The organism is Mesobacillus subterraneus, from assembly GCF_023715485.1.
GTDB lineage: Bacteria > Bacillota > Bacilli > Bacillales > Cytobacillaceae > Mesobacillus > Mesobacillus subterraneus_B.
The window spans coordinates 369,537-382,451 of sequence record NZ_JAMBOF010000002.1; the positions used below are offsets into that span (position 1 = coordinate 369,537).

Below are 12,915 nucleotides of genomic sequence, written 5' to 3' on the forward strand. Positions count from 1 at the left end.
ACAAAATGTGACAAATTACCTATTTTTTCACATTGTTCATAAAGTTATAATTTAGAAGGCAAATCTCTTGAAAAAGGGTGACGCAAAGCTAAAGGGGCTTCCGTCTTGTGACGAAGTCAGCCAGCTGCCATCAAAGATAAAGGAGACAAATTTGATGTCGAACTATCAGTTCCTCACACCGGAAGAAAAGCAACGGAAAAAGCAAAGGAACAAAACGATATTGTATGCATCCCTGCTTCTCTCTACGGTAGTGATTAGTGCACTTGTAACGATACTTGCCAATCAAATCTAAGATATCAACATCATAGAATTAGAAATACACACGATCCCAACTCTATGTTGGGATTTTTCGTTTTCATCTTTTGTATATTAAAGAATCCAACAAGGAATAATTTTTATAACTAATGGGTATATTCATATAAAAGGCCACGGGATGTGATGGTATGGAACACGAAGGAAATTTCGCAGTAGGGTTCTCATGGGCATTTTCATTAAGCATACCGCTTTGGATTTCATTTCTAGGTTGGATTAAATTATTGTTTATGAACTTGTAAGTTATTATATCCAGTACAAATTGAAGCAGCATCCACTATACGAGTGGATGCTGCTTTCTAATTTCAAAAAAAAGGATATTCAAAGGATTACTTTTTTGGTATTCTATATGTCAGATGTTAAGTTATTTTGTCATACTATGGGGGTCAAAAATGAGAGCCGGAAAACATACAGGAAAGAAGAAGCGCACATGGCTCCGCGTCATTGGAGTCATTTTTCTTTTATTGATTTTAGGTGTGGGAGCTTATGCTTATAGTGTCTATTCCTCCCTTACCAAAGCAGTTGATACCATGCATCAGCCAATCAAACGAGAAAAATCAGAGAAAAGGGTCGAAGAAATCACACTTGATAAGAAGGAACCTTTTTCAGTACTAATGCTAGGAGTCGATGAGCGTTCGGGTGACCGCGGAAGATCAGATACAATGATTGTCCTAACGGTAAATCCTGAAGAAAAATCCACAAAAATGCTGAGTATCCCACGTGATACAAGAACTGAAATCATTGGAAAAGGCTTCGACGATAAGATTAACCATGCCTATGCGTTTGGCGGGGTAGAAATGTCCATGAATACAGTAGAAAACTTCCTGGATATCCCGGTTGATTACTATATGCAAATCAACATGGAAAGCTTTAAGGAAATTGTAGATGCAGTCGGGGGAGTAACAGTCAATAACACACTCGATTTCACTTATGAAGGAGTTCATTTTCCAAAAGGGGAACTTGTCCTCAATGGTGAAAAAGCTTTGAAATATTCGAGGATGCGTTATGAAGACCCTAGGGGCGACTTCGGAAGGCAAACAAGACAGCGACAAATTATCCAAGGAGTTATTAACAAAGGCGCCAGCTTCTCATCGTTAACGAAGTTTGATGAGATCTTTGCCGCACTTGGCAAAAACGTAAAAACTAACCTTACTTTTGATGAAATGGTCGATATTCAAAAGAATTATAAAGAAGCAGGCAAGAATATTCAACAAATGGAAATCAAGGGTTCGGGAACGAAAATCAATAGGGTGTATTATTTAATGGTTCCGGATAGTGAAAAACAAAGAGTTCAAAGTGAACTTAAAAGCCATTTAAATCTTCAATAGTCATGGAGAAAAAATGGAGGGTGACGAATTCGTCACCCTCCTTCTTCAATATTATGATAAAAAACTCCAATTATTTATTGACCGCCTGACAAAGCTTGTCCAAGTTGGTCATTAAAAGTAGATATTTGAAGATGAAAATCACAGCTCACACAAAGGTTATTCCTGACACAGCACGGAATATAATTATTACGAATGAAAAATCCTGCCAGGATGTGATGTTATGAACCGTGAAGGTAATTTCGCATTAGGCTTCTCATGGGCAGTCACACTTAGTATACCGCTTTGGATATCCTTTTTAGGCTGGATTAAACTTGTATTGATCTTTATAAAGTAATAAAAATCAGCCCCTTATAAAACTTTTTTTAAGTTATATAAGGGGCTGATCAATTAAGTCATTAAGCTAAAAAGTCTGCACTTTTGCCATAACGTCTCTTTTGATGTCCTGAAGATTTACATGACTGTCTTCTAATATTTCTGCTTTTACAGGAAAGTAAAACTTCGCTTCATGTGCAGTGCCACTAGAGTGTAGACAGAACCAAGAGCCAGCAGCGAAATGATAAACAAGAACGATAGACTTTAGCAGTTCAATTGACTCTTAGCATAACATCTTAAATCTGCAATTGCCTACCAATCTCATGTGTCAATCAGTCACTATACTATTTCTGATACTATCCTTTTTTCTTTCTTTTGACACAGTAAAAATCCAATCATTAAAGCATCATCAGATTGCCAGTCAGTACTACACATTCCCCTACAAGCGACCCCAACAAATCAGCATCCGGATCGATGGCTATCGAGTATACCATCGCCCACTTCATTTCCATTGCGCATGGTTCCCTCATAAGTAACTTCATCATCAGATTTATAAATTTACTATAATTACAGTTAAATAAGACCTGTAACCTTGTAAACTGCAATAATGATGAATACAGCCAATGTTTTAATAATGGTAATGACAAAAATATCTTTATAAGACTGCTTATGAGTCAGTCCCGTAACAGCAAGCAACGTAATAACCGCTCCGTTGTGTGGAAGTGTATCCATACCGCCGGATGCCATCGAGATGACGCGGTGCATTACCTCTGGCGGAATATTGAACTCAGTGATTGCTTTCATATACGTATCAGCCATTGCGCTGAGGGCGATTCCCATTCCGCCTGAAGCCGATCCGGTTACACCGGCAAGCGTAGTGGTTGTGACAGCTCCGTTTACAAGCGGGTCAGTGAATGTGCTGGAGATTCCTTTGCTTACAACGGAGAAGCCTGGAAGAGAAGAGATGACCCCGCCGAACCCGTATTCTGCTCCGGTGTTCATCGATGCAAGCAATGCACCGCCGATTGCTGTGTTGACGCCAATTTTGAAGCCGCCTGTAACCTTCTTCCAGTCATATAGAAGTGTAGCCAGAATACCAAGGATCAGCGCCAGTTCAACGGACCAGATTCCGACTACTCCGGATATTTGAACTGTACCGTATGAATCGAGGCCGATTTTGGAAAAATCGAAGCCATTCTGATACCATTTTGGCAGATTCACCGTGAAGAACTTGTTGGCGACTCCTACAAGCACCAATGGCACGAAAGCCATTACTGCTCTTAATGTGCTAGTTTTAGCAGTCATATCAATGCTGTTGATGCCTTCCACGAGCGCATCAGCCTCAGCAGCTGCAGCGGATTCAGCGTTATCAAATCCGTAGAATCCTTCGCCGCGCCTGGCAGCTTTCTTTCGAAGTGTTTCAAGGTAAAGCATACCTAATACGAAGACTAGAATCGCACCAATGATACCGAGTACAGGGGCAGCGTAAATATCTGTCCCAAAAAAGCTGGTTGGGATAACGTTCTGGATCTGTGGTGTTCCTGGAAGTGCGTCCATCGTAAATGTGAACGCTCCAAGTGCGATTGTTCCCGGAATAAGCCTCTTAGGGATGTTCGCCTGCCTGAATAAGTTTTTTGCAAAAGGATAGATGGCAAATACGACTACGAACAGGCTCACACCGCTGTATGTTAAAATTGCGCCCATCAGCACGATTGCAAGGATTGCGCGGGTGCCGCCGACCAATTTAATGATCGATTTGGCGATTAATTCAGCAATACCTGACATTTCGACTACCTTACCGAAGATCGCACCAAGCAAGAAAACAGGGAAGTAGTTCTTAATGAAACCGACCATTTTCTCCATGAAGATGTTGCTGAAAAAAGGAAGCACATGGCTTGGGTCAGTCAGCAGCACGGCTAGTAATGCAGCGATTGGTGCAAAAAGGATTACTGAATACCCTTTATATGCCGTGAACATCAATAATCCAAGCGCTAAAAGTATAATGAATAGCTCCATATTAGGAAGTCCTCTCTAAAACACAAGTTATGATTTATTAGATTGCTGCAATATTTCTTAAGTGTGTAGGCTTTTCATTCTTCAAGCCCATCGGTTCATTCATGAAAATCCGGCTATCCATTAACCTTAAGTCTTTGGAAATCAAAGGCCTGAAATTCATTTGGGACAATATATCCTTTTCAAGGTTCACACCAGGAGCGATTTCTGTAAGAGTCAATCCTTCAGGCCACAGTTCAAATACTGCACGTTCAGTTATATAAATAACCTTTTTCTTGTTTTCTCTGGCCACATCGCCGCTGAAAGTAATCTGTTCAACGTCTTCAACGAATTTTTTTGCTTTTCCCTCCTGGAGAATTTCAAGCTTTCCGTTAGCTGCCTGCACCTTTAATCCGCCGGCAGTAAAGGTACCACAAAATGCAATTTGGCTCGCATTTTGGGTAATATTGATGAATCCTCCGCATCCGGCAATTTTAGGACCGAACTTCGAAACGTTAATATTTCCTTTGGCATCACATTGAGCCAGACCCAGGAATGCTGCATCAATGCCACCGCCATCGTAAAAATCAAACATATATGGCTGGTCAATGATTGCCTGCGGTCCAATTGAGCAGCCGGAATCCAGTCCGCCTGCTGCGGAACCGCCAATTGCACCAGGTTCTAATGTTGGCGTGAACTGTTCATTCACGCCTTCTTCCTGAAGGACTTTTGCGATAATTTCTGGCACTCCGATTCCATAGTTTAATACTTTTATATCTTCGTTCAATAACATTGCTCCACGGCGAGCAATAACCTTGCGTTCGTTTAGCGGATAAGTTTGATCTGATTGCTTGTGAATGACATCGCCACGGTAAAAATCCTCATTATGCTGTGTGCCGAATGTTTGCATATGGTTTGCCGAGTTTTCAACGACAACCACGTAATCTACCAAAATTCCCGGAATAGCGACCAGCTTGGGATCGATCGAACCGTTTTTGACGATTTTTTCTACCTGTACAATCACTTTGCCTCCGCTGTTACGCGCATTCATGGCAATAGATAGGATTTCCAGTGTAAGTGGTTCCTTTTCGAAGCTGATGTTACCGTTTTCATCCGCAACTGAACCTTTCAGCAGAGCAAAATCAAGTTTCTGTGTTTTATAGGCAAGGTAAGGCTTGCCATCGAATCTGACTTTTTCGACAATCTCCTCTTTAGTCGCTTCATTCAGCTTACCGCCATCAATTTCAGGATCGACAAACGTTCCAAGGCCGACATGGGTAATCGTGCGCGGCTTGCCAGCAGCCCCGTCACGGAACATCTGCGAAATGACACCCTGCGGAAGATTATAGGCTTCAATTTTGTCATTGACCACCAACGGCTGGAACTTTGGTGCAAGCCCCATATGCCCGCCGATGATTCTTTTTACGAGTCCTTCGTGGGCATAATGATTCATGCCGCGGTCCACTCCATCCCCGTTTCCTGCAGCATATAGCAGTGTTAAATTTCTTGGAGACTGGCTTTCAAGGAATCTATTTTCGACCTCTATATAAATTTCTTCTGCAACACCAACCCCGATAAATCCACCCAGACCAACAACCGCATTGTCAGTGATCAGGCTTGCTGCTTGTCTTGATGAAATGAATTTTACAGAAGACACTTTAAACACCTCTTTTGCTGTACTCTAATTATGTTTTATATGGTTATAATGCCCCTCACCTTTAGTAAAAGCGGTCTATGAAAGAGTCTAACTCAACAATCAATAAGAGATTTAATAATCTCTTAAGAAGTTTTGGATATTAAAACTAATGCTGATGGCCTTCACAAATGTTTCTAGTGGGTAACGACTGTATTAAACCGTTAAAAATCTTTTTAGGGAAAAATAATACAGAAGATACCTTCTTTAATTAAAATATTTTAAAAAGGCCCCTTACAAACTATCATAGATTGTAAGGGGCCTTTACATATAATCGTTAAGTAGTTACAGAGTTATAAGAACTGCCATACTATAATTTATACTGTTTATTAAAATATTGTTGATATTCACCACTTATAATTTGTTCCCACCACCATTGGTTTTCCAAGTACCAATTAATAGTTTGAGCAATACCCGTTTCAAATGTATAAGTAGGTTTCCAGCCTAATTGTTCTAATTTAGTTGGATCAATTGCATAACGCTTATCATGACCTAAACGATCGGTTACAAACTCAATTAAATCCTCAGATTTATCCAGAGTCTTTATAATTGTTTGAACAACTTCTAAATTAGTACGCTCGTTATGACCACCAACATTATATACTTCTCCATTTACTCCCTCATGCATGACTAAATCAATAGCTGAACAGTGGTCCAGTACATGTAACCAGTCTCTTATATTCTTTCCATCACCATATACAGGTACTTTTTCATTGTTTAACACACGAGAAATAGTTAATGGTATTAATTTTTCTGGGAAGTGATATGGTCCATAGTTGTTTGAACAACGGGTAATATTCATCGGCATACCGAAAGTTTCATGGTACGCTCTCACCAATAAGTCCGATGAAGCCTTACTAGCACTATATGGGCTGTTTGGTTGGAGTGGCGTCTCTTCAGTAAAGAAAGTTGTAGGGTCAAAGTCCAGCTCACCGTATACTTCGTCTGTAGATACATGAACAAACTTTGAAACCTTGTATTCCTTTGCCGCGTCCAATAGAACCTGTGTCCCTAGTACATTTGTTTGAACAAAGATTCCTGGTTCTGTAATGGAGCGATCAACGTGACTCTCTGCAGCAAAGTGTGCTACAAAATCAAATTTCTCTTTATCAAATAGTCTCATCATTACTTCTCTATCGGCAATATCAGCCTTCTCAAAGTGGTAATTTTCTTTTTCTTCAATATTCTTGTGTTTTGTTAAATCAGCAGCATAAGTCAATAAATCAAGATTATAAATTTGATATTCTGGATATTTGTTCACCATGTACTGAACAAAGTTTCCTCCAATAAAACCTGCTCCTCCGGTTACAAGAACTTTCTTCATCACCTATTTCACCTCTTCTGCTAGTTCCTTTAAATAACGTGCTACTGCATCATGCCAATCTGATAAAGGTTCAAAACCAGCATCTAAAAGGTTCTGCTTCGACATCCTTGAATTCTTTGGTCTCTCCGCACGAGTGGGATAGTCCTCTGTTGATATACCTTTAACTTCTATACTCTTACCAGCTTGTTTAAAAATTTCTCTAGCAAACTCGGCCCAGTTACAGAATCCTTCATTGGATGCATGATATATACCATACTTATCAGTTTTAGCCATTTGAATTAGCAGCTTTGCGAGGTCAGCTGTATATGTTGGCGAGCCATATTGATCGCTCACAACATTCAACTGATTACGTGATTCAGCCAAACGGAGCATCGTTTTGATAAAGTTATTGCCATTGATGCCAAAAACCCACGATATCCGTACAATGAACCACTTATCTAAAAGTTGCTTAACAATGTTTTCGCCTTCAAATTTAGTTTGTCCATAATAGCCAATTGGATTTGGGCTATCTGTCTCTTTAAAAGGAATGTCATCCTGACCATCGAAGACATAATCCGTACTGATATAGATAAACTTAGCATCTAGCTGATGAGCAGCAGTCGCCAAGTATCTTGTCCCATTAACATTTACATTCCAGCAGGTTTCCTGATCATCTTCAGCCTTATCAACAGCTGTATAGGCAGCACAGTGAATAATGGCATCTGGCTTTAAAATTCCCACATAATTCTTAACCGCTTGTTCATCGGTAATGTCTAAATCTGAACTAGTTGTGCCGACCATCTCTAAACCATGTCTCTTGCCTTCTCTTACAACATCATATCCTAGCTGGCCATTATACCCTGTTACCAATATCCTCATTATTTCTGATCCTCATAGATAAAGTTACTTTCAGCATTCTTTAAAAGAGGAGCATTTTCATCTTTGGCTGAAAGTACAGGTTGAATATCCATCGGCCATTCTATAGCGATAGTGAGATCATTCCACAGAATCCCTCTGTCACAATCTGGAGCATATAACTCGTCAACTTTGTACTGAACCTCAACATCTTCAGTCAGTGTCATAAATCCATGTGCAAAGCCTTTCGGAACAAGCAATTGCTTTTTATTATCAGCACTTAATTCAACTCCAACCCACTTACCGTATGTTGGGCTTCCTTTTCGGATATCTACGGCTACATCAAAAATTGTTCCTTTTGTACAACGAACCAGCTTGGTCTGTGCCTTGGGATTTAATTGATAGTGTAAACCCCTTAGTGTTCCTTTTGTTGCAGAAAATGAATGGTTATCCTGGGCAAAACTAATATCAAAACCGAGTTCTTTTAACCACGTCTGACTAAAGGTTTCCATGAACCACCCTCGATTATCTCCATAAATTGAAGGCTCTATAATAATCACATCTTTTATTTCTGTTTGTATAAACTTCACTTATTAAACACCTTCTAAATTAATATCTTATATCGCCGTTAGCTACCTTCATCAAATATTGTCCGTAACTAGTCTTATTTAACTTTTCACCGCACTCCCACAATTGATCTTTATTAATCCAACCATTGATGTAGGCGATTTCTTCAGGAGCAGCAATTTTAATTCCTTGGTGCTCTTCTACTGTTCGTACAAAATTAGTTGCATCTACTAAACTTTGATGAGTCCCCGTATCCAACCAGGTATAACCTCGTCCTAATAAACACACTTCCAATTCACCCATATTTAGATAAGCTTCATTAATAGATGTAATTTCTAACTCGCCACGTGCTGAGGGCTTTACATTCTTTGCGATTTCTACAACACGTTTATCATAAAAATAAAGCCCTGTAATAGCATAATTAGATTTAGGCACTTTAGGCTTTTCCACAACACTTAGTACTTTTCCATCTTCATCAAACTCAACTACACCAAAACGTTCAGGATCAGGCACGTGATAACCAAATACCGTTGCACCATGCTTTTTATCAGCAGCATTTTGCAAAAGCTTGCGCAAACCACTACCATAGTAAATATTATCACCTAGAACCATTGCTACTGACTCTTCTCCAATAAATTCCGAGCCTAAAATAAATGCCTGGGCTAAACCGTCAGGCCTTGGTTGTACTTTATATTGAAGAGAAATTCCAAATTGCGAACCATCCCCAAGTAAGTTTTCAAACCTCGAAGTATCTTCAGGGGTAGAGATGATTAATATTTCTTTAATCCCTGCTAACATCAGTGTTGACAATGGATAATAAATCATTGGCTTATCATAAATTGGCAATAACTGCTTACTCGTAACCATGGTTAAAGGATAAAGACGTGTTCCACTACCTCCAGCTAAAATAATTCCTTTCATCATATTACACTCCTAAAAACCTTTGGGAGTCCCAACGGTTAGTTTTTTATGCTATAACAGTGTTCCTCAATCTTATTCCAATCCAGAAAAACTCTTACGATATCTTCCTCGATTAGTTCCGTTCCACTTTGTACTTCAATAAATTCCAACTCCGTGAAGGCCTTCAGAGCATGATGATCGCGAATATCAACCTGCAGTACATCACCTGCTCGTACAACACGTAAGCGGCCATTTAATGCAAAAACACCTTCGCCTTTTACAATTGTCCATACTTCCCGACGCTTTTGATGAAATTGATAACTTAAATTCTTCCCAGCATTAATTCCAATACGTTTGGTTAGTATTTCATTTCCATCTTCAAACTTTGTATGGTCCAAAACTCGATACCATCCCCAACGCCTTTCCTCATACATGGGACGATTATCAAAGTCTCCTACTAATTCCTTAATACGTGGACTAGCATCCTTATTACTAACTAAAATTCCATCAGGACTCGCAGCAACCACAATATTAGAAAGACCCAGAACAGTAACTGGTATATCTAATTCATTTATTAGATGAGCATCTTTGCTATCTTTACTTATTATACCTTTACCAATTTGGCTAGTAGCCATTTCTTCTGTCAGAGTGTTCCAGGTGCCTAAATCTTTCCAATACCCGTTGTAAGGTAAAACACATATTTTTTCAGTCTTTTCAACAACTTCATAGTCGAAACTTATTTTTGGAAGTTCATCATATTTTTTTAACAATTCATCGTACTGGATAGGAAAACCCTTTTTTTCTAAATAGTTAATGATGAATTTTAGTTTAAAAGAAAAAACTCCACAATTCCACAGTGATCCATTTTCAATAAGATTTTCAGCCTCCTCCTCAGAAGGTTTCTCGGTGAATTTTTTAACAGGCAGATAATCACCCTTTTTGTCAAAATTACTTTCGGGAACTATATAGCCATATTTCGAAGAAGGATAAGTAGGTGTTACTCCTATTAGGGCAATGTCTGCCTCACCCTCTTTTATCACCTGTTCAAGGTCTTTAACCCTTTGAAAGAATTCGTTTTCCACATAAGGATCAACTGGTAATATCGCTACTACTTCATTTAAATCCGCTGATTTTATACTATATAAATAACTAGCAGCTAGAGCAATAGCAGGGAATGTATCACGACGACTAGGCTCGATAATTAAATCTGCCTGATTATTAAGCTGGTTTTGTATTATATCCACTTGAGATTTACTAGTAGCAATCACTGTTGAGTTAGATAATCCAGTTTCACCTAATTGCCCCCAAACACGTTGTACCATTGAATTTAAAATACCTTTTTGGTTTTCTAGAATTTTTAGGAATTGTTTTGACCGAGCATCATTTGATAGAGGCCAAAGGCGCTTCCCTGAACCTCCTGATAATAATACCAATTTCATAATATCTTCACCTCTTTGTTAAACTTTCCACATGACATCTTGTTTGCAGAACATGGAGAATTATTTGTCATCCTTTTTTAGTAGCTCTTTTAATAAAAGAGTAAGAAAATAGGCATCATTTATAAAATACCTTCTAAACATTCTTTTAGGTTCTTGTAAAAATCGATAAAACCATTCAAGCCCAAATTTTTGCATCCAAAGAGGAGCCCTTTTTATAGTTCCAGCTAAAAAATCGATGGCAGCACCTACTTGCATTGAAATAGGAACATTGAGCCGATATAAATTATCAAAGATAAATAATTCTCCCTTCGGAGAACCTAAAGATACTAATAAAATATCTGGTGAGAACTCATTAATTTTCTTTACTCCTAACTCTATTGCATTTAAGTCCCTATCAAATCCAAACGGGGGCGAATAATACCCAATTTTAAATGTATAGTTATTTTCATTTTGAAGCTTTTTAATTGCTAATTCAGGTACTCCATCCTTTGATCCAAATATAAACACCTTAAATGTTCTTTTTTCAGCCAGTTTTAAAACCTCAGGAACTAAATCAGCTCCAGAAACTTTCTCTTTTAAAGGCTTTCTTAATATTTTTGAGGCAAAATATATAGGTGCTCCATCGACTAATGTAATAGAAGCCTTTTGGTACTTTGAATAAAAATCAGTATTTTTGGATAAATTGACTAAATGATCAACATTTGGAGTAACTAAAACCGATTTACCATTTTTGTTTTTATTAAAATCTATTTGTTTTTCTATCAAGTTGATAGCTTCTTGCATTGTAAGGTTATCAAAGTTCACTCCAAATAATCTACGCACTTCCAAGTACTAACCATTCCTTTCTATTATTTTATTTATTATTATCTTTAACTTATCAGGTAAAAACTCGGCTGAATAATTCTCTTTAAAGTTTATAAATGCATTTTCTGATAGTTCACCCAACTTTTCGGGATACTTCATTAATTTATTAATTTCTTTAATGAATTCTTCCTTATGATCTGCAATTAAGATATCTTTATTATTTTTATGCTTTATGCCCTCTGCACCTATAGATGTAGAAATAACAGGAATCAATTTACCAAAGGATTCAATAATCTTTACACGTTGCCCACTACCTACAAATAAAGGGACAATACTAATATCACATATTTCAATATAATCATTAACATCATCTACGTACCCTGTGACAAACACGTTTTTATTGTTATGGTAGTTCTTTATTAATGCAGGAGGATTACTTCCTACAATATAAATCTTACAATTTTCGTTAATTTCGCCCCAAACATTTTCCATAAACCACTTAATTCCATGCTGATTTGGATACCAAGACATTGACCCTAAAAAAAGTATATTTAACTCTCCATTTGTTATAGGCTTAAATTTAAATTGTTTTTCTACACTTAGGTGTATAGGTAAAATAGTTAATTTATTTTCTGGAGTTTTCAACTGCTTTACAAAGACATTTTTATCATCATTGCTTAAGCAAATTACATGGTTAGCTTTGTTTAATGCACCTTTTTCAAATCTCTGCAGTTTAACAAATTCAATAAATCCTGCAGCTTTTTTAAACAAATTCCCATCATTCATTACAATTCGTTTGAAAATTAGACTTTCCACATTATGCTGATCCAATATAACCTTATGATTCCTTATAAACTTGTAATAGACCATCATCGGAAGATGGTCGAAATATATAAATTCATAATTTTGTTCTTGCAATTTCTTTTTTAAGACTTCAACAAACCTTTTATCATAAAATTTATGAATACTATAAGGGGTTTTACTAAATAGGCTTTTTATATAATCTTTTAAAAAGATTTTTGTAGATGCACCTCTTATTACTGTTTTAGGTATTACTTCTAAACTACTTGTTATCTCCTGTACCTTCTTTACATGCTGTTCATTGATTTTATCATTACTAAAGCAAATCAAGTCAATTTCATAGTTCTTGGATAAAGCTTTTATTGAATTATATGTTTTTATTTTCCCACCATTATCAAGTGGATATGGTAGTAATGTAGTTAAAACCAATATTTTTGCCATAAAGTCTACACCTCGATTGTATATCCTTTACCTCTGAAAATTTTTAAAGGCTACAATTTAATTGTTGAAGTTTTTTAGATTCCTTATATTACCATTAACCTTCTATACTATTATCAATATAAAAAACACACAGCTATCCTGTGTGTTCCTTTCTACTGTCATTAATGA

The 12,915-nt window shown here is 37.4% G+C and carries 11 protein-coding genes and 1 riboswitch; of the genes, 2 read left to right on the plus strand and 9 right to left on the minus strand.

Features of this window, described 5'->3' with window-relative positions; genetic code table 11:
* Positions 1–47: 47 nt before the first annotated feature.
* A riboswitch (cyclic di-GMP riboswitch) is annotated at positions 48–132 on the plus strand.
* Between the two features lie 22 nt (positions 133–154).
* Both M3204_RS04340 and tagU read left to right on the plus strand, forming a co-directional pair.
* A complete protein-coding gene (locus M3204_RS04340; RefSeq protein ID WP_251478903.1) occupies positions 155–292 on the plus strand; it encodes a hypothetical protein in 138 nt (45 codons plus the stop codon).
* A 412-nt stretch (positions 293–704) separates the two neighbouring features.
* Positions 705–1,640 (plus strand): polyisoprenyl-teichoic acid--peptidoglycan teichoic acid transferase TagU, encoded by a 936-nt coding sequence (gene tagU, locus M3204_RS04345; protein WP_251478905.1) that lies wholly within the window; start codon positions 705–707, stop codon positions 1,638–1,640.
* A gap of 885 nt (positions 1,641–2,525) precedes the next feature.
* On the opposite strand, the gene M3204_RS04350 is transcribed toward tagU, so the two are convergent.
* From M3204_RS04350 to M3204_RS04390, 9 genes are all read right to left on the minus strand, one after another.
* Positions 2,526–3,968 (minus strand): GntP family permease, encoded by a 1,443-nt coding sequence (locus tag M3204_RS04350; protein WP_251478907.1) that lies wholly within the window; start codon positions 3,966–3,968, stop codon positions 2,526–2,528.
* Positions 3,969–4,005: 37 nt separating this feature from the next.
* Positions 4,006–5,601, minus strand: a complete 1,596-nt coding sequence (locus M3204_RS04355) for an acyl CoA:acetate/3-ketoacid CoA transferase (protein WP_251478909.1) — start codon at positions 5,599–5,601, stop codon at positions 4,006–4,008.
* A 346-nt stretch (positions 5,602–5,947) separates the two neighbouring features.
* Positions 5,948–6,961 (minus strand): dTDP-glucose 4,6-dehydratase, encoded by a 1,014-nt coding sequence (rfbB, locus tag M3204_RS04360; RefSeq protein WP_251478911.1) that lies wholly within the window; start codon positions 6,959–6,961, stop codon positions 5,948–5,950.
* A gap of 3 nt (positions 6,962–6,964) precedes the next feature.
* Complete coding sequence (gene rfbD / locus M3204_RS04365) at positions 6,965–7,819, minus strand: dTDP-4-dehydrorhamnose reductase (protein ID WP_251478914.1); 855 nt, start codon at positions 7,817–7,819, stop codon at positions 6,965–6,967.
* Positions 7,819–8,385 (minus strand): dTDP-4-dehydrorhamnose 3,5-epimerase, encoded by a 567-nt coding sequence (rfbC, locus tag M3204_RS04370; protein ID WP_251478916.1) that lies wholly within the window; start codon positions 8,383–8,385, stop codon positions 7,819–7,821. Before rfbC ends, rfbD begins: the two co-directional genes overlap by 1 nt.
* Before the next feature lie 19 nt (positions 8,386–8,404).
* Positions 8,405–9,283, minus strand: coding sequence for a glucose-1-phosphate thymidylyltransferase RfbA (rfbA, locus tag M3204_RS04375; protein ID WP_251479074.1), 879 nt, complete (start codon positions 9,281–9,283; stop codon positions 8,405–8,407).
* Positions 9,284–9,321: 38 nt separating this feature from the next.
* Positions 9,322–10,701, minus strand: coding sequence for a sugar phosphate nucleotidyltransferase (locus M3204_RS04380; protein WP_251478918.1), 1,380 nt, complete (start codon positions 10,699–10,701; stop codon positions 9,322–9,324).
* A gap of 60 nt (positions 10,702–10,761) precedes the next feature.
* On the minus strand, positions 10,762–11,523 hold the full coding sequence (locus M3204_RS04385; protein WP_251479076.1) for a WecB/TagA/CpsF family glycosyltransferase: 762 nt from the start codon (positions 11,521–11,523) through the stop codon (positions 10,762–10,764).
* A gap of 9 nt (positions 11,524–11,532) precedes the next feature.
* Complete coding sequence (locus M3204_RS04390) at positions 11,533–12,747, minus strand: glycosyltransferase (protein ID WP_251478920.1); 1,215 nt, start codon at positions 12,745–12,747, stop codon at positions 11,533–11,535.
* Positions 12,748–12,915: the final 168 nt, after the last annotated feature.